The sequence below is a fragment of the Streptomyces sp. CNH287 genome (assembly GCF_000424825.1).
Window position 1 is genome coordinate 36,485 of the sequence record NZ_AUKQ01000017.1, and the last position, 17,548, is coordinate 54,032.

The 17,548-nt window shown below is 71.6% G+C and carries 18 protein-coding genes; 9 read left to right on the plus strand and 9 right to left on the minus strand.

Translation table 11 applies throughout. The features are described 5' to 3' along the window. Positions 1–13 precede the first annotated feature (13 nt). The 5 genes from H299_RS0118250 to H299_RS0118275 form a co-directional block, all read right to left on the minus strand. Entirely contained in the window at positions 14–1,402 is a 1,389-nt protein-coding gene (locus tag H299_RS0118250) for a DUF2637 domain-containing protein (protein ID WP_027749569.1), read from the minus strand. Positions 1,403–1,517: 115 nt separating this feature from the next. Next, positions 1,518–2,204: a DUF3558 domain-containing protein gene (locus H299_RS0118255; RefSeq protein ID WP_027749570.1), complete on the minus strand. Its 687-nt coding sequence runs from the start codon at positions 2,202–2,204 to the stop codon at positions 1,518–1,520. Between the two features lie 171 nt (positions 2,205–2,375). Further along, positions 2,376–3,293, minus strand: coding sequence for a hypothetical protein (locus H299_RS0118260; RefSeq protein ID WP_027749571.1), 918 nt, complete (start codon positions 3,291–3,293; stop codon positions 2,376–2,378). Positions 3,294–4,142: 849 nt separating this feature from the next. Next, complete coding sequence (locus tag H299_RS0118270; protein ID WP_027749572.1) at positions 4,143–4,904, minus strand: SDR family oxidoreductase; 762 nt, start codon at positions 4,902–4,904, stop codon at positions 4,143–4,145. A gap of 23 nt (positions 4,905–4,927) precedes the next feature. After that, positions 4,928–5,263 carry a YnfA family protein gene (locus H299_RS0118275; RefSeq protein ID WP_027749573.1) on the minus strand — a complete coding sequence of 112 codons (336 nt, stop codon included), beginning with the start codon at positions 5,261–5,263 and terminating at the stop codon, positions 4,928–4,930. Positions 5,264–5,573: 310 nt separating this feature from the next. Here H299_RS0118275 and H299_RS34880 point away from each other — a divergent pair, with 310 nt between their 5' ends. Both H299_RS34880 and H299_RS34885 read left to right on the plus strand, forming a co-directional pair. Then, entirely contained in the window at positions 5,574–7,307 is a 1,734-nt protein-coding gene (locus H299_RS34880; RefSeq protein WP_051262605.1) for a BCCT family transporter, read from the plus strand. A gap of 232 nt (positions 7,308–7,539) precedes the next feature. Then, positions 7,540–8,544 carry a hypothetical protein gene (locus H299_RS34885; protein WP_037759583.1) on the plus strand — a complete coding sequence of 335 codons (1,005 nt, stop codon included), beginning with the start codon at positions 7,540–7,542 and terminating at the stop codon, positions 8,542–8,544. Between the two features lie 114 nt (positions 8,545–8,658). Here H299_RS34885 and H299_RS0118290 read toward each other — a convergent pair whose 3' ends face one another. From H299_RS0118290 to H299_RS34895, 4 genes are all read right to left on the minus strand, one after another. Beyond that, the gene (locus H299_RS0118290) at positions 8,659–9,066 is read right to left on the minus strand and encodes a peptidase inhibitor family I36 protein (RefSeq protein ID WP_027749574.1); all 408 of its coding nucleotides are present in this window, start codon (positions 9,064–9,066) and stop codon (positions 8,659–8,661) included. 104 nt (positions 9,067–9,170) lie between these two features. Next, positions 9,171–9,419: a hypothetical protein gene (locus H299_RS37645; RefSeq protein WP_051262606.1), complete on the minus strand. Its 249-nt coding sequence runs from the start codon at positions 9,417–9,419 to the stop codon at positions 9,171–9,173. Positions 9,420–9,444: 25 nt separating this feature from the next. Next, positions 9,445–10,098 carry a hypothetical protein gene (locus H299_RS34890; protein WP_158692351.1) on the minus strand — a complete coding sequence of 218 codons (654 nt, stop codon included), beginning with the start codon at positions 10,096–10,098 and terminating at the stop codon, positions 9,445–9,447. Positions 10,099–10,302: 204 nt separating this feature from the next. Then, positions 10,303–10,671: a peptidase inhibitor family I36 protein gene (locus H299_RS34895; RefSeq protein ID WP_037759585.1), complete on the minus strand. Its 369-nt coding sequence runs from the start codon at positions 10,669–10,671 to the stop codon at positions 10,303–10,305. 503 nt (positions 10,672–11,174) lie between these two features. Here H299_RS34895 and H299_RS0118305 point away from each other — a divergent pair. From H299_RS0118305 to H299_RS0118335, 7 genes are all read left to right on the plus strand, one after another. Next, complete coding sequence (locus H299_RS0118305; RefSeq protein WP_027749575.1) at positions 11,175–11,972, plus strand: SAM-dependent methyltransferase; 798 nt, start codon at positions 11,175–11,177, stop codon at positions 11,970–11,972. 84 nt (positions 11,973–12,056) lie between these two features. Next, the gene (locus H299_RS34900; protein ID WP_051262608.1) at positions 12,057–12,236 is read left to right on the plus strand and encodes a hypothetical protein; all 180 of its coding nucleotides are present in this window, start codon (positions 12,057–12,059) and stop codon (positions 12,234–12,236) included. Beyond that, positions 12,236–14,548 (plus strand): heavy metal translocating P-type ATPase, encoded by a 2,313-nt coding sequence (locus H299_RS0118315; protein WP_027749576.1) that lies wholly within the window; start codon positions 12,236–12,238, stop codon positions 14,546–14,548. Before H299_RS34900 ends, H299_RS0118315 begins: the two co-directional genes overlap by 1 nt. Continuing rightward, positions 14,545–15,057, plus strand: coding sequence for a copper chaperone PCu(A)C (locus H299_RS0118320; RefSeq protein ID WP_027749577.1), 513 nt, complete (start codon positions 14,545–14,547; stop codon positions 15,055–15,057). The genes H299_RS0118315 and H299_RS0118320 overlap by 4 nt, the downstream gene beginning before the upstream one ends. 103 nt (positions 15,058–15,160) lie before the next feature. Next, positions 15,161–15,796, plus strand: a complete 636-nt coding sequence (locus tag H299_RS0118325) for an ABC transporter ATP-binding protein (RefSeq protein WP_027749578.1) — start codon at positions 15,161–15,163, stop codon at positions 15,794–15,796. Next, positions 15,793–16,662 (plus strand): metal ABC transporter permease, encoded by an 870-nt coding sequence (locus H299_RS0118330; protein ID WP_027749579.1) that lies wholly within the window; start codon positions 15,793–15,795, stop codon positions 16,660–16,662. Before H299_RS0118325 ends, H299_RS0118330 begins: the two co-directional genes overlap by 4 nt. Next, positions 16,620–17,432, plus strand: a complete 813-nt coding sequence (locus tag H299_RS0118335) for a metal ABC transporter solute-binding protein, Zn/Mn family (protein WP_027749580.1) — start codon at positions 16,620–16,622, stop codon at positions 17,430–17,432. Before H299_RS0118330 ends, H299_RS0118335 begins: the two co-directional genes overlap by 43 nt. Positions 17,433–17,548: the final 116 nt, after the last annotated feature.

Consider the following 17,548-nt stretch of genomic DNA (forward strand, 5'->3'; position numbering starts at 1 on the left):
CCCGCCCGGCGGGTCAGCCCGCCAGGCCCATCTCCGTGTTGAACCGCTCGCGCAGCTCGTGCAGGTAGGTGCGCAGGTACGCCTCGCTGAGCAGCCCGCCGCCGGTGTTGGTGACTCCGAAGTCCTCGTGCAGGGTGCGGGCGAGCTGGCGGGCGTTGGGGAAGCGGGACTGGGTCGCGGCGTAGTCGCGGTAGGCGCGGAAGTAGACCTCCTCGCGGGGGACGCCGTCGGGGATGCCGAGGGGTTCGTCGGGCTCGGGGTCGGGTTCGGGCGTCCGTTCGGGCTCGGGCACCGTCTCGGGTACCGGCTCCGGCATCGGCTCGGGCTCCAGGAAGAGCCGCTGCTGCTGCGTGTACCGGGCGGGCGGCGCCGGGGCCGCAGCCGCTGCCCCGCCCGGGGGGTGATGGCCGTTGCGGGACACCTCGACGGCGCCCGGGCCTTCGCCCAGGTGGCGGTCATGGCCGGGCCCTACGGGCACTCTGACAGGCGGGTAGCCGCCGGCCGGCTTGCCCAGGCGCACGGGTGCGGCGTCGGTGACCGCCGCTCCCGCGACTCCGTCACCCGGCACAGAACCCGGCTGCGGCTGTGCCTGCGGCTGTGCCTGCGGGCCGGTCCCCGCCGCCTCCGCCGGGGTCAGCTCCGGCCCGCTGGGCAGCGGTACGGGTCCGGCCGCCGCTCCGGCCGGGCCCGCCCCCACGGCCGGTACCGGAGGCGGCTTGATCCCCGCCGCGGCCAGACCCGCCGCGCCGGTCTCCGCGAGCGGCACCCCGTACCGTACGAGCCGCAGCGGCATCAGCGCCTCGACCGGCGCCTTGCGCTTCCAGCCGCGCCCGTAGCGGGCGCGCAGCCGGGCCTCGTAGACGAGCCGGTCCTGCTCCATCCGGATCACCTGGTCGTAGGAGCGCAGCTCCCACAGCTTCATCCGCCGCCAGAGCCGGAAGGTGGAGGGGAAGGCGAGCAGCCACCGGGAGAGGCGGACGCCTTCCATGTGCTTGTCGGCCGTGATGTCGGCGATCCGCCCGATGGCGTGCCGGGCGGCCTCGACGGCGACGACGAAGAGGATCGGGATGACCGCGTGCATGCCGACCCCGAGCGGGTCGGGCCAGGCGGCGGCGCCGTTGAAGGCGATGGTGGCGGCGGTCAGCAGCCAGGCGGTCTGCCGCAGCAGCGGGAAGGGGATGCGAATCCAGGTGAGCAGCAGGTCGAGCGAGAGGAGCACGACGATGCCCGCGTCGATGCCGATCGGGAAGAAGGGCGCGAAGCTGCCGAACTCCTTCTCCTCGGCGAGGTCGCGTACGGCGGCGTACGACCCGGCGAAGCCGATCGCAGCGATCACGACGGCTCCGGCGATGACGACGCCGATCAGTATTCGGTGCGTACGGGTCAGCTGTACGGCCTGCACTGGACTTGTCCCCACCACTCGGCAACGGGCGGCGCCCAGCCTGGCACACCCGCCGGGCTTCCGGGGGCCGGGAGCCCGGCGGGTATGCCGGACCGTCAGCCGGTGACCCGGTTCGTCACTTGACGGCCGCCAGGGTCTCCTTCGCCGCCTTTTCCGCCTTCTTGCGCAGGTCGTCCGCGCTGGGCAGCTTCGCGCCCTCGAAGCCGGTGCCCTCGTACTCGACGGTGACCACGACGTTGTGGTTGCGCGCGATGGTCGTGTTGACCCGGAAGTCCTGCTTCTTCTTGGTCACCTCGTAGCCGACCGAGACCGCCTGCTGGCCGAGGCCGGGGACCTGCTCGTCCGTGGGCTTCGTGTTGTCCTTGTCGGAGGCGACCGCGCTCACCTCCTTCTCGAGGTAACCCTTCGCCTGCTTGTCGCCGGACCCGAGCGTGGGGGCGGACTCGTAGCGCTTGAGGGAGACCGTCAAGGAGCGGTAGTTCGCGTTGTTCTCCCCGTGGCCGCCGCTCCACAGGCAGGAGCCGTAGCTCTGGGTGTCCGTGGAGGTGAGGTTCTTGCCCTTTGCGTGCTCGGCGTTGGGCACCACATCCTTGACCGTGCCCTTCGAGAGGGTCTTGCACGGGTCGGGAAGCTCCTTGAACTTCGCGGGCGCCACCGTCGGCGACGGCTTGGGGCTGGGGCTGGCCGCGTCGTCCTCGCCGCCGTCGTCGGAGCCCGAGGAACAGCCGGTCACCAGCAGCACGGGTACGGCTACGGCTGCGCAGGCGATCATCCGGGTCAGACGCGGGTCGAATCGGTGCATGGTTCCTTCGCTTCCGGTGTTCTGGGCTCTCGGCGCCCAGGCGCAGTGCTCGGTGCCCGGTGGGGGCGCGTGCACCCCGCACTGCTCGGGGTAGGTGACTCCGGGAGGCACGGTACGCGGCCCCGAGGGGCCGTGCGGACGAATCCGTTCCCTGCCCCGGCGCCCGGGGGCTCAGTTGTCGTGGATCTTCCCGACCAGTTGCCGGGCGAGGTTCTGCGCCTGCTCCTGGAGTTCGTTGCTCTCCGGTGTACGCCGCTCGTCGGTGACCGAGTGGGTGTACTCGATGCTCACGAGTACGTTCTCCGTCCGGAAGACGAGGGTGATGTCCCGGTGGGTGGCTCGGCCGCTCTCTGCGGTGACCAGCTTGTCGTCGAGGAAGGCGGCCTCACCGATGCCGTCGAGGTTACGGGAGGGGAGTGCGGGCTCGGCCGAGGGGGAGGGGGACGCGGAATCGCCCGGCTCGTCCGTCCCGCCGCCTCCGGAGCCGGAGCCGGAGTCGGGTGCCGTGTCGTTTTTCTCACCCTCGGGGCCCGGGCTCTGCCCGTCCTCCCCGTCCTCCGTCTCCGCCGGGTCCTCCGTGCTCTCCGACTCTTCCGGCGCCGGTGCGTCGAGGTCGATCCCGGCGTCGTCCGCCCGCTCGATGTAGAGCAGCTCGGTCCGCTCGTCGTCGCTGATCTGCGGGTCGTAGGAGACCACGCGTTCGAAGTCCACCGCGAGATGGCGGCGGCCGAGGCTCGTCGCGCCCTCCCAGGCGCAGCCCGCGCGCCGGTCCGTGTCGTAGGTCTCCGACGCCTCGCCCGCGTACGGGCCCTCGGTGGAGCCCTCGCCCGAGGTCTCGCCGGAGTCGCCCTCGGCGCCGGCCGCGCCGGGCAGCATCGCCTTGATGGTGTCCTGGCTCACCGCGCCGCACGGCTCCGGCAGCGTGCGGTACTTGCCGGGCGGGGCGGGCGCGGGTGAGGCGCTGGTGCCGCCGGACTTGGTGTCGCCGTCGCCGCCGGAGTCCGAGGAGCCGGTGCAGGCGCTCAGGCCCCCGGCCAGTGTCACCGCCAGCACGGCGCTGGTGACGCACGTCCTTGCCCTCCGCCGCACCGATGCCTCCTGGGGTTCGAAAACGTGTTGCTGTCACTGGGGGACAACGGAACACAATGTCTATCGCACGTACCGCACAGCCGTCCGGTCCAGGGACGGATATGTTGCGCAAAGTCCAGCTTTTCCTTTTGCTGGTGTTCGACGCGTCGGCGGTGCGAAATGTTCTTTTCAGGCAGGGGGAGTTGAGTGGGATGTCCCCTGAAGCCTGACGGAGTGGGCGGGCGCTCCTGGCAAGCTGACCGACCGCCCCTCCCCTCAGGGGTTCTCAGTGGCAGGGCGGGACCGGCCTGTGCGGAGCCGCCGGAGGCGCAGTTGGCAGCCGTGGACGGACCGCCGCAGCTCGGCTGCCGCCGTTGCGGGGTTCTCTCGAAGCCGGTGATCTGCCTTCCGTAGAAGCAGAAGTACGCCGCCATGGCGGTGCTCGCGGAAGTGAGGCCGAGGAAGGGGAAGCCCCGACCCGTGACGGACCAGACGGCCGACCGGTGGGAAACGGAGAAGTTCGTGGACCGTGTGCGCTCGCTGATGCTGCTGTAGTGCGGAGTCAGGCACTGGAACTCGCGCAGGACGGCGATGTCGGCGTGGGTGATCTCGACGGCCAGACGCCCTTTGTGCCCGGGTCCGGCCGACAGGTGCCCGTCCATCTGGAGGAAACCGAACATGTAGGCGTAGCTCGGCTCTTCCAGGTTCATGAAGGTCATGACGGCATCGTCGAACCCCTCGTCGGAGTTCGACTGTGAGAGCGGGTGCGGTCACCCGAAATGGTGAGCGTGAGAGGGAAACGGAGCGCCCTCGGGCGCGCGTCGACCGCCCCGCCGGCCACGGGGCCTGGGCGTCACCCTCGGGGCGCGCTCAACCCTCGCGGTGCACCTTGGTGTTGGACGCCTGCGCGCGCGGGCGCAGGACGAGCAGGTCCACGTTCACGTGGGGCGGCCGGGTCACCGCCCAGTCGATGGTGTCGGCGACGTCGTCGGCGGTCAGCGGCTCGGCCACCCCCTCGTAGACCTTGGCCGCCTTCGCGCTGTCGCCGCGGAAGCGGTTGAGCGCGAACTCGTCGGTCTTCACCATGCCGGGGGCGATCTCCACGATCCGCACCGGCTTGCCGGACAGCTCCAGGCGCAGCGTCTCGGTCAGCACGTGGGCGCCGTGCTTGGCCGCGGCGTAGCCGCCGCCGCCCTCGTACGTGCCGTGCCCGGCGGTCGAGGTGAGCACGACGACGGTGCCCTCGCCGGAGGGGGAGGCCTCCAGGGCGGGCAGCAGGGCCTGGGTCATGTGGAGCACGCCGAGCACGTTGACCTCGTACATGCGCTGCCAGTCGGCGGGGTCCGCGGTGCTGACCGGGTCGGTGCCCAGGGCGCCGCCCGCGTTGTTGACCAGGAGGTCGCAGCGGTCGAGCCCGGCGGCGAAGGCGTCCACGGCGGCCCGGTCGGTGACGTCCAGGACGTGCGGCACGGCCTCGTGCCCGGCCCCGGCCAGTTCGGCGGCGAGCGCGTCGATACGGTCCGCCCGGCGGGCGGTGAGCACGACGCGGAAGCCGGAGGCGGCCAGCCGGCGTGCGGTGGCGGCGCCGATACCACTGCTGGCGCCGGTGATGACTGCGGTGCGAGGGGTCATGCGGGCAGCGTACGCGGGGCCGCTCAGCCGCCGCGCGGCGCGTACATGATCAGCGCGACGCCCGCCAGGCAGAGCAGCGCCCCCGCCACGTCCCAGCGGTCCGGCCGGAAGCCGTCGGCGACCATGGCCCAGGCCAGCGAACCGGCCACGAACACGCCGCCGTACGCCGCCAGGATGCGGCCGAAGTGGGCGTCCGGCTGAAGGGTGGCCACGAAGCCGTACGCGCTCAGGGCGAGGGCTCCGGCACCGGCCCAGGCCCAGCCCCGGTGCTCGCGGACGCCCTGCCAGACAAGCCAGGCGCCGCCGATCTCCAGCAGCGCGGCGAGGACGAAGAGGGCGATGGAGCGGGTGACGAGCACGAGGGCAGCGTAGTGCTTGGGGGCGTGCCGGGGCCGCGTCCGGTTTGGGGTCTCGCGTGGACGGCACTATCGTCGCTGGGCGCTGCCCTCCTGTGATAATCAGGACAATAGCGCCTTAAGGACCCGAAAAAGGAAGGTGTGATTCTCCGAAGTACCGTCCGGCCTCACCCGCCTGCGGGGTGACGAAAACAGCGCATGTGTTCGGTGAAGTCGGGTAGCGGCTCAGAGGGTCCATCTCCATATAAGAATTGAAGGAAAGGTCGGGATAGTGCCGGATAAACGGGAGGAAAGGGAAAACAGAGGTGACTCATTGTTGGCCGATGATCCAGTCAGCCCACACACGCCACGGGTGCCTCAGACGGACAAAGTGGTTTTCGGGGTCGCCGCAGGGCTGACGCTGGCGTTCATCCTGTGGGGTGCACTGGCGACGGACTCCCTCGAGGACGCCTCCTCGACAATGCTGAGCAGTGTCATGGAGAACGGCGGCTGGGCCTTCGTGCTCGCCGCGTCGGGCTTCGTGATCTTCGCATTGTGGCTGGCGTTCAGCCGCTACGGAAAGATCACCCTCGGTAAGGAGGGTGAGAAGCCGGAGTTCAAGACCGTCTCCTGGGTCGCGATGATGTTCAGTGCGGGCATGGGCATCGGTCTGATGTTCTACGGCGTGAACGAGCCGCTCACGCACTACACCTCTCCGCCGCCCGGCACGGACCCCGCGGACTCCGGGGCCAAGATGGAAGGGGCGATGTCCACCACGCTCTTCCACTGGACGCTGCACCCGTGGGCGATCTACGCGGTGGTCGGTCTGGCCATCGCGTACAGCACCTTCCGCCGGGGCCGTCGCCAGACGATCAGCGCCGTGTTCACACCGCTCATCGGCGAGAAGCACGCCAACGGCGGCAGCGGCCGTGCCATCGACATCCTGGCCATCCTCGCGACCCTCTTCGGCACCGCCGCGTCGCTCGGTCTGGGCGCCCTGCAGATCGGCAGCGGCGTCGAAGAGCTGGACTGGATGAGCGATGTGGGCACCGGCATACTGGTGACGATCATCGCCATCCTGACCTGCGCCTTCATCGCCTCCGCGGTGTCCGGTGTGGCCAAGGGAATCCAGTGGCTCTCGAACATCAACATGGTGCTGGCGGCACTGCTGGTGGTCTTCGTCTTCCTGGTCGGCCCGACCGTGGTGATCCTCGACCTCCTGCCGACCTCGGTCGGCTCCTTCTTCGGCGACCTGCCGCAGATGGCCTCGCGTACGGAGGCCAGCAGCGGTAAGGACATCGCCGAGTGGCTGTCGGGCTGGACGGTCTTCTACTGGGCGTGGTGGATCTCCTGGACGCCCTTCGTCGGCATGTTCATCGCCCGCATCAGCCGGGGCCGTACGATCCGCCAGTTCGTCGGCGGCGTCATCCTGGTGCCCAGCGTGGTCAGCCTGGTCTGGTTCGCCATCTTCGGCGGCACCGCGATGCGGCTGGAGTCCGAGGGTGCGAAGCTGACCGACGAGTCGACGGCCGAGGGCCAGCTCTTCGCGATGCTGCGCGAGTACCCGATCGCCAGCGTGACCTGCCTGATCGTCATGATCCTGGTCGGCATCTTCTTCGTCTCCGGCGCGGACGCGGCCTCGATCGTCATGGGCACGCTCTCGCAGAAGGGCACCATGGAGCCGAGCCGCACGGTGGTCATCTTCTGGGGTGTCCTCACCGGTGCGGTCGCCGCGATCATGCTGCTCATCGGGGACGGCGGGGCCGACGCGCTCACCGGCCTCAAGAACCTCACCATCCTGGTGGCGGTGCCGTTCATGCTGGTCATGATCGGGCTGTGTGTGGCGCTCATGCGCGACCTGCGCCGCGACTCGCTCATCCTGCGCGGTGAGCGGGGCGAGGAGGCCGTCGAGATGGCGGTCATCGCCGGTCACGAGAAGTACGACGGCGACTTCGAGATCCGCATCGGCCCGGGCAACGACGTCTCGGTCGCGGACGCGCGCAACGAGGCCGACGCGGCGGGTGCCGCCGAAGGCACGACGGTCACGGTCAAGACGAAGAAGGAGTAACGCACGGGCGGGTACGGTCCGAGGCGACCAGGCCCGCTCCGCTCCGTCCACGGGAAGCGCCCCGGCACGGCCACCGGCCGTCACGGGGCGCTTTCCGTTGTCCCGGGCCGGGTCGGGTCGGGTCGGGCGGGCCCGGGCAGTGGCGCCGACTTGCGTGGTGGATACCCCATGGGGGTATAGTTCACGGTGTTGGGCCGCCCGCCGGGCGGGCTGCCGCCAAGGGAGGACTGCCATGAACAACGGCCTGAAAATCGCAGCGTTCACCGCCGCGCTCGCCGCCGCCTTCGGCGCGGCGTACGGCGTGGGCAACGGCGTGGACCCGGTCAGCGCGGAGCCCGCCCGGCACGGCGGCCACGAGGACGGCGGCGACGGCGGCGAGGGCCGGGATCGCCAGGCGGGCCACCAGAGCCCCGCGGCCGGGCCGGACCCGAAGGCGCCCGCCGACCTCCCCGGCGGCCTCCAGGTCGCCGAGGGCGGCTACCGGCTCGACCTGGAGACCCGTACGGCGAAGGCGGACGAGCGCGGCCCGCTGCGCTTCCGCGTCCTCGACCAGCAGGGCCGCAGCGTCACCGCATACAAGGAGGAGCACGGCAAGGAGCTGCACCTCATCCTCGCCTCCCGCGATCTGAACACCTACCGGCACCTGCACCCCACGCGGGCGGACGACGGCACCTGGAGCATCCGCACCAAGCTGCCGCGGGCCGGCGACTACCGCCTCTTCGCCGACTTCACCCCGAAGGTGAAGGGCGCCGAGAACCTCACCCTGGGCGCCGACCTCGCGGTCGTCGGCGACTACCGGCCCAAGGCGCTCCCCAAGCCGGACCGGACGGCCCGGACGGAGGGCTACACGGTCACCCTCGACGGCGGACTGCGCGCGGGCGAGTCCGGGAAGCTCTCGCTGAAGGTGAGCAAGGACGGCCGTCCCGTCACCGACCTGGAGCCCTACCTCGGGGCGTACGGCCACCTGGTCGCCCTCCGGAACGCGGACCTCGCCTACCTGCACGTGCACCCCGACGGCGAGATCGGTGACGACTCCGTGCGGCCCGGTCCCGAGGTGTCCTTCAGCGCCACCGCGCCGAGCGAGGGCAGCTACCGGCTCTTCCTCGACTTCAAGCACGAGGGCAAGGTGCGCACGGCGGCCTTCACGGTCACCGCGGGCGGCGCCGGTGCGCCGTCGGAGGGCAAGACCGGGAGCGAGGCCGAGCGGCCCGCGGAGGGCGGCGAGCACCAGCACTGAACGGAGGCGGAGCGCGCGAGGGCCCCTGGCGTCAGGACGCACATCAGGACGCACATGACGGCAGGGGCCCTCGCGCGGTGTGCGGACCGCACGTTGTCACCGGTGCATCGAGTGTCACCAGTGCATCGAGCTGGCCCGGTTGTCGAAGTTGTTGTTCGTGAAGTCCTTGTCCGTGCTGCTCTCCCTGGCCGTGTAGCGGATACCCGCGTAGCCGTCGAGCTGGTACAGCACCGGCCGGAGGCTGGTCAGGTTCGCCATCGAGCTGGCCTTGTTGTCGAAGCCGCGCGCCGAGAGCTTCGGCACGTCGATATTCCAGTCGATCTCTATCTTGCTGCCGCCGAAGTTGTCGTGCTGGTAGAGGCACAGGTGCATGGACGTGCAGGTGGCCGTGGTCTGGAACCCTCCGGCGGCCGTAGCACCGCCCTTCGCCGAGTCCGCGGCCTGCGCGCCCGAACCGGCACCCAGCAGGGCGACGCCGCCCAGTGACAGGGCGCCCAGCGCCCCGGCTATCTTGCGCTTCATGTGAACCCATCCTTCGTCGTGTCTCTGTTGAGCGTGTGCGGTGACTCGCCCGCGCCGGGCGGGGCGGTGCTCGACCCGGCGCGGTACGTCTTCGGTTCGGGTGTTCAGTCCGCGTCTTGTGTGCCGAGCACCCGGTGGGCAGCGTCCATCCAGGCCCGCTGTGCCTGGTCCAGCGTCTCGAAGGCGTCGTGCTCGGCCTTGACCGCCTTCCGCTGGACGCGGTTCTCGACCGTGTTCCAGACCGCGACCAGATCTGTCTTCTTCTTGCAGCGCACGTCCGCGACGGCCTGCCGTGTCTCGGAAGCGGTGACGCGCTCGTCCTTCAGCCACCGCTCGTCCTGGATGGCCTGCATCGGATCGGGGTAGCGGTAGCCGTCCTTACTTCATGCAGGCGCTCCAGGCCCGGAAGACCCGCACCACGGCCGGGTCCTTCATGGACTGCTCGTAGGTGTTGCCGATGGTCCCGTTCAGGAGTGCGAAGTCCGCGTCCGGCGGCACGTCCGCCAGCAGCGCGTCCTTGGCCTTCCCCACGCAGCCGCCCAGTTCCTTCCCGGAGCCGAAGGCCGCCTTCTTCTCGGCCGCGTCCAGCCCTTTCTCCCGCGCCTTCATGGCCGCCGAGCGCTTGGCGACCGAGGGACGGTCGGCGGGCAGGTGGTAGCCGTACACCTGGGCGATCTCCGGCTCGACGACTCCGTAGCGGCGCCGGTTGCGCGGCTCCGCGTCCGGCGCGGCGGACCGGGGCGCCAGCTTCCAGTCCAGGCCCGCGTCTTTCATGCACCGCCGGGTCAGTATGTCCTCGGCGGCGCTGATGACCTCCATGTCACGGGGCGAGGGGTCGTAGCGGTCCAGCGGCACGCTGATCCGTTTCGCCTCCTCGCCCGGGAGAGGCACCGGGCCGGTGGGCCCAACCGCCTTCGACGGCCGCGCCTGAGGCGAGGAGCCGGAGGCGGAAGTGCCGTCGGCCGAGCCCGAGCAGCCGGTGACCACGCAGGCCAGAACCAGCGTGGCGGCAGCCCTCGAACGAACAGACACGGTGACCCTCCCTCAAGAAGAACGCCCGCCGGACGGGCGCGCGGTGCGGCACCCCCTCGGTGCCGCACCGGGCGGGACGGGCGCCGTCGACGGCGCCCGTCCCTGTACCCCGCCCCTCCCCGACGCCGACGATCGCCCGCCCCATCCGGACGGATCGCCATGGCAGCCGCCGCTGCCACCAGGGAGGCGGGGGGTGTGGTGGTGTTACCGGAAACGCAGCGAACTGGCCTTGTTGTCGAAGCCGTTGTCGGTGAAGTCGCTGTCGTAGCTGCTTCCCCGTGCGACGTAGCGGCTGCCGGTGTAGCCACTGAGCTGGAACAGCTCCACCTGGTCCGGGGTCCTGTTGATCATCGAGCTGGCGGTGTTGTCGAATCCGGCGTAGGCCAGGTTCCTCTGGTCCAGGCCGGTCGCAAACTTCGTGCCGTTGTAGTCATCGTGCTGGTAGAGGCAGAAATCGCCCGCGAGGCAACCGTCGTGCTTCGTCGTCACGTCGGCGGCTGAACGGCTTTCCCCGGCCTGGGCTGCGGAACCGAAACCCAGTACTGCGACGAATCCCAGCGAGAGTGCACCCACGGCACCTGCGACTCGACGATTCATTCAGATCATCTTTTCTCATGAGGACGTGCTGAATTGCCAGGATTTCCGGACGGTTCGCACTCGCCGGGCTGCTCACGTGCTCGTCGCCGCTCCTGGGGAGGGCGTGCCGAGCACGTCGGCGGTCCTTCTGCTCACTGAGCGTATCCTTCTGTTTGCTATGTGAAAACCATTCAGGTTGATAGCACCCAATAGCAGGGAGTTACGGTAGAAGTCTCCGTCACACGCGCAAATTAAAGCACTATGGGGGAGGGGTGTACATATCTGGAGGCCGGGTGAATCCACCGGTGCCCGCCACGGCTGACTCCCTCTCAGGGTGCCGGTGCACCAGGCGTGTCCGGTCCGTCGCGCAGCGGTCCCGAAATCCCCGCGTGGGGCAACTCCCGCCGGGAAAACGACCGTTGCGTGATGCCGCGGATGCCAAGCGTTAGGATGCGACCGCGCCGCCGTACCCGTCTCGCACGCCCGTGAGAGGAACGACCATGACGGACACACCTCAACTGCCCCCCGGTATCAACACCAAGGTGGCGCACTCCGCTCGCGTGTGGAACTACTGGCTGGGCGGCAAGGACCACTTCCCCGCGGACCAGGCGGCGGGCGACGCGTACCGCGGCAAGTACCCGCTGATCGAGACTTTCGCCCGCGAGTCGCGCGACTTCCTGCGGCGCACGGTCAGTTACCTGGCGCGGGACGCGGGGGTCCGGCAGTTCCTCGACCTGGGTGCCGGGCTGCCCACGGTCGACAACACCCACGAGGTCGCCCAGCGCATCGCCCCCGACTGCCGCGTGGTGTACGTCGACCACGACCCGCTGGTGCTGCTGCACGTCCACGTGCTGCTCACCAGTACGCCGGAGGGGGCCACGGACTACGTGCAGGCGGACATGCGCGACACGGACGTCGTGCTGGAGGGTGCCGCCCGTACCCTCGACATGGACCAGCCCGTCGCCGTGGTGATCAACGACGTGCTGGGGCACATCGTGGACTGGGACGACGCGCTGTCGCTCGTCCACCGCCTGATGGACCGGCTCCCCTCGGGCAGCTTCCTGGCGCTGAGCCACTCCACCGCCTCCGACGAGGAACACCGGGCCGTGCAGGAGGAGTACAACAACTCCGGCGCGATCCCCTACATCTTCCGCGAGCCGGAGCAGACGATCGCCTTCTTCGACGGCCTCGACCTCGTCGAGCCCGGCATGGTGTCCTGGCCCAACTGGCGGCCGGACGCGACCACCGGGCGCACCACGGACCGGGCCGGCTGGGGTGCCGTCGCACGCAAGCCGTGACGCGCCGCGCCTGACGCGCGATGTGTGACGTGGGTCACCCGTGAGGCCTGGAACTCGATACGGGCCGGGGCCGACTGCTCAGACATGCGGAATCTGCTGCCCCCGCCCGCGCTCTGCGGCTTCCTCCTGTTGCTGGTGCTGATCTTCGCGGCGTCGTACGCCGTCGGCGCCGCCGTCGACCCGGTGGCACCCGGCATGCACGACACCGACCGGGCCCCCGGCGGAGGCGGCGACACGGACGGCACGCACGGGGACGGCCACTGATGGGCGGGGGACAGGCGCCCGCGACCTCCCTGGTGACGACAGATCTGACCGTCGGCGGGATGACCTGCGCCGCCTGCGTGACGCGTGTGGAGAAGAGGCTGTCCCGGCTGGACGAGGTCACCGCGACCGTCAATCTCGCCACCGGGCGCGCGCGGGTGACGCACCCGCCGCAGATCAGCCCCGGCGAACTCGTCGCGACCGTCGAACGGGCCGGCTACACGGCCGCTCTTCCCGAACCGCCCGGGGCGGACGGGCGGGAGCGGGCGGGCGGCGGCGAGGCGGAGGCGGAGGCAGAGTCCGAGGCCGAGGCCGACCGGGCCGAACGGGACCGGCTGCTGATCACGGCGCTGCTGGCGGTACCGGTGCTCGCCTTGTCGATGGTGCCCGCGTGGCAGTTCCGCAACTGGCAGTGGCTGTGCTTCGTGCTGGCCGCGCCGGTCGCCGTGTGGGGCGCGTGGCCGTTCCACGCGCGGGCCCTGCGCGGGCTGCGGCACTCGGCGGCGACGATGGACACCCTGGTGTCGCTGGGCGTGGCGGCGTCCTTCGCCTGGTCGGCGTACGCGCTCTTCCTCGGGGGTGCCGGCGACCCGGGGATGCGGATGGAGTTCAGCCTGCTGCCCTCGGCCTCGGACGGCATGGCGCACGTCTACCTGGAAGCGGCCGTCGCGGTCCCGCTGTTCGTGCTGGCCGGCCGGCTCCTGGAAGGGCGGGCGCGGCGCGGGACCGGAGCGGCGCTGCGGTCGCTGGCCGGGCTCGCCGCCAAGGAGGTGGCCGTACGCGAGGAGGGGACCGAGCGGCTGGTTCCCCTCGGAGAACTGCGTGTCGGGCAGGTGTTCGTCGTGCGGCCCGGGGAGCGGGTCGCCACGGACGGGCAGGTGGTGGAGGGCGTCTCAGCGCTGGATCTGTCGGTGATCTCCGGGGAGAGCGAGCCGGTCGAGGTGCGGCCCGGCGCACCGGTGGTCGGCGGAGCCGTCAACGCGGGCGGGCTGCTGCTGGTACGCGCCACGACCGTGGGCGCCGACACGCAGCTGGCCCGGATCACCCGGCTCGTGACCGAGGCGCAGGCCGGGAAGGCGTCGGCCCAGCGGCTGGCCGACGCGGTGGCCGGGGTGTTCGTCCCGGTCGTGCTGGCCCTGGCCCTCACCACCCTCGGGTTCTGGCTGGGCGCCGGTGCCGACGCGCAGGCCGCCGTCACCGCCAGCGTCGCGGTGCTGGTGGTGGCGTGCCCCTGTGCGCTGGGGCTGGCGACACCGACGGCGCTGCTGGCCGCGACCGGTCGCGGCGCCCAACTGGGCGTGCTGGTCAGCGGACCGCAGGCGCTGGAAGGACTTCACCACCTCGACACCGTCGTGCTGGACAAGACCGGCACCCTCACCACCGGGCTGATGAGCGTCGCCCGGATCACGACGGTGCCGGGCCGTGCGGGGAAGCCAGGTGGTGCGGAGCAGGAGGCCGTGCTGCGGCTGGCCGGAGCCGTGGAGCAGGGGTCGGAGCACCCCCTCGGCCGGGCGATCACCGCGCACGCGCGGCGCGTACTGCCGCAGCAGCCGCTGCCCGAGGTCGCCGGCTTCACCGCCGTGCCGGGGCAGGGCGTACGCGGCCGGGTGGAGCACCGGCTCGTCGAAGTGCGCGCGCCCGACGGCGCGTTGCCCCCCGCGCTGGCCGACGCGCTGGCGGCGGCCGAGGAAGCCGCGCACACGCCGGTGCTGGTACGGGTGGACGGGGTGGCCGAGGCTCTGATCGAGGTGGGGGACGTCGTCAGACCCGGGAGCTACCGTGCCGTGGACCGGCTGCGGCGGCTCGGTGTGCGGCCGGTGCTCGCCACCGGCGACCGGGAGGCGCCGGCGCGGGCCGTAGCGGCGGCCCTGGGCGTGGCGGAGGTGCACGCCCGCTGCACTCCCGAGGACAAGGCCGGCCTCGTGGCGGAACTGCGGAAGCGGGGCCGCCGGGTCGCGGTCGTCGGGGACGGGGTCAACGACGCGGCGGCGCTGGCCGGTGCCGACCTCGGGATCGCCATGGGGACCGGCACCGACGTGGCCATCGGCGCCGCCGACGTGACGCTGGTGCGCGGTGACATCGAGGCTCTGGCGGACGCGGTCCGGCTCGCCCGGCGCACGCTGGTCACGATCCGCGTCAACCTGGCGTGGGCCTTCGGGTACAACGTGGTCACCGTGCCGCTCGCCATGGTGGGCCTGCTCACCCCGATGCTCGCGGCGGCGGCCATGTCGCTCAGTTCGGTGCTCGTGGTGGGCAACAGCCTGGGACTGCGCGCCTGGCAGCCGTCGCCCCCGGCCCGGGGGCGTGCCCGATGACCGGACAACGCCCCTGGCGCCCCACTCGGCGGCGGCTCAGCGACACGCTGCTCGCCGCGCTCGCCCCCGTCCTCGCGTGCGGTGTCGCGCTCGGCGGCCTCACCGCCTGGGCCGGCGCCGGCAACGCGGGAACTCCGGCCCGCCTCAACGTCACGGACGCGCGGGTCTTCCTGCCGTACGGCGACACCGGGAACACCGCCGCGTTCTTCGTGGTGCTCAATTCCGGCGGCGCCGACGACCGGCTCGTACGGGTGACGTCCGCGGCGTCGAGCGGCCCCGCCGCCCTCAGCCGCCATCGCACGGTCGGCAGGGGAGCGGCCACCAAGGAGACCGTGGAGTACGTCACCGTCCCCGCCGAAGGCGAGCTGCTGATGTCGCCGCACGGCGTGGACGTGACGCTGCGGGCCCGCTCCCGGTGGCAGTTGGGCGACCGGGTGCCCTTCACCCTGCACTTCGAGCGCAGCGGGCCGATCGAGGTGAGCGCCGTGGTGGTGCAGCCGGCCTCGTAGGGGCGCCACCGGGAACCTGCGGTGCCCCGAGCGCGAAATCCGCGCCCGGCCGGGAACCGACCGCCCCCTCCGTCCGACTGCTGTGGCGAGGCAGGGAGGTGGCATGGCAGGGCTGGACGTACGGATGTCCGCCGTCGGGTGCCGGCACGGCCGGGTGGAGGCCGTGCGTGACGTCGACCTGGACATCGCACCCGGGCAGCGGGTGGCGCTGACCGGCACCAACGGATCGGGCAAGACCACGCTGCTGCGGGCCGTTCTGGGGCTGCACCGGCACGTCACGGGCCGCATCCTGGTGGGCGGCCGGGACACCGGCAGCGCGGCCGAATGGGCGCGGCGGCGGCGCGCGTGCGCGTGGATTCCGCAGAAGCCGGCGACCGGCCGGTTCCCGCTGCTGGGCGGCGAACTGCTGGCCAGCAGCGGTGCCCGCGCCGCGGCTGCGGAGGCCGCGTCGCGCATCGGCGTCGGGCACCTCGCCGGCCGGCCCTTGCACACGCTCTCCGGCGGACAGCTCCAGCGGATGCACCTGGCGCGGGCGGTCGGCTGCGTGGCCGCCGGCGCGGGTGTGCTCCTCGCCGACGAGCCCACCGCCGCCCTCGACTTCGCCGGGCAGGAGGAGGCGGCCGACCTCCTGCTCGCGCTGCCGGTGACCGTCGTGGTCGTCACGCACGACCGGGCCCTGGCCGAGCGCTGCGAACGGGTGCTGGAGATGGCCGCGGGCCGGCTCCGGGAGGTCCGGTGAACACGCTGGCCGCTGCCGACGTCGGCGAGCTGCTCCAGCTCGTGCCGGTCCGGCGCGCGGGCCTCGCCCTGCTGATCGCGGCCGTCGGGCTGCCCGTGATCGGTGTCGTCATCGTCGGCCTCGACATCATGCCGGTGCGCTTCGCGATGATGCACGTGGCGCTGCTGGGCATCGCCGTGGGCATGCTGACCGGCCTCGACCCGATGGTGTGCGCGCTGGTGGCGTGCGCACTGGCCGGGGCCGGAGTCGCCCCCCTGGCGCGCACCCCGGACGGGCTGTCCGGCGCGATGGGCCTGCTGATGAGCCTGGCGATCGCGGGTGCGCTGCTGCTGCTCGCCGTCTCCGGCGTGAACGCGGCCGGTGCGTTCGCGCTGCTGTGGGGGTCCGTCCTCTCGGTCGGCACCGCCGACCTGTGGCTGCTGGCCGCCCTGGCCGTCGTCGTGCCCGGCCTGTTCTGGTGGCGCCGCAGGGACATCGCCCTCCTCCTCTACGACCGTGAACTCGCCCTGACCTCCGGTGTGCGCGTCGAGCGGCTCACCCTCGTGCTGCTGGTCCTGGTCGCGGTGTCGGTCGCGGGAGCCATCAAGCTCACCGGCGCGCTGCTCGTCGACGCGCTGACGCTCCTGCCCGCTCTCGCCGCCCGGCGACTGGGCCGCTCGCTGCTGTCCATCACCCTCTGGGCGGTCTGTATCGGCGTCGTCGTGAATCTGACCGGATTCCTGGTCGCGCTCCGCTTCGACTGGCCGCCCGGCCCCGTCCTCGTCCTCACCGCCGGTGCGGTCGTCCTCGCCGCCCATCTCGTCCCCGAACGGAGAATCACCTCATGGCGCGCATCCGAGCCCGCTGCACTCCCCTCGTCGCACTGAGCGCCGGTACGGTCCTCGTGCTGACGGCCGCCGGCTGCGGCGGAGAGTCGTCTTCCTCCTCGTCCGGGTCGAAGCCGGGGGAGAAGGGCGCCGGGCCGGTCGTGGTCGCCACGACCAGCTGGGAGGGCGCCTTCGCCAAGGCCGCCGGTGCCGAGGACGTGCGGGTCGTCGTGGGGTCGGTGCAGCACGCCCCCGACTACGACCCCAAGCCCTCCGACCTGGCGGCTGTGGCGGACGCCGACTACGTGCTGTACGCGCCGTTCGAGCCGTACGCGGCGAAGTTCAAGGAGGCTGCCGGGTCCGGCGCCGAACTCGTCGAGGTCGCCCTGGACAACGACGCGGCCAAGGTCAAGGCCGAGGTGACGCGCCTGGGCGAGATGTTCGGCACCGAGGACGCCGCCGCCAGGTGGATCACCACGTTCGAGACCGAGTACGGCAAGCTGCACAAGGGCCTCAAGAAGGCGTGGCCGAACGGCAAGCCACCCACCGTCGTTTCGCAGGTCTTCAGCGAGTGGTCGGCGAAGCTGGCCGGTGCGGACGTGGTCGGCACCTACGGACCCGAGGCGGTGACGGCCGGGCAGCTGTCCGACCTCTCCGCGAAGAAGCCGCAGCTGGTGCTCGAAAACGTGCACATGACGTCCGGCAAGGTGCTGCCCGGCTCGGGCGCGCGGCAGGTGGACATCGTCAACTACCCGGCCGAGGACCTGGATCTGCTGTCCGTGTACAAGGACGCGGCGACGGCGGTGGAGAAGGCGATGGCCGCCTCCTGAGCCCGCGGTCGCCGGGAGCGCCGGAGCCGGGAGCGCCGGAGCCGCGAGGGCCGGAGCCGCGAGGGCCGGAGCACACGGAAGGTCCGCCGTGCTGCGAAGGGCCGCCTGGTGCTGCT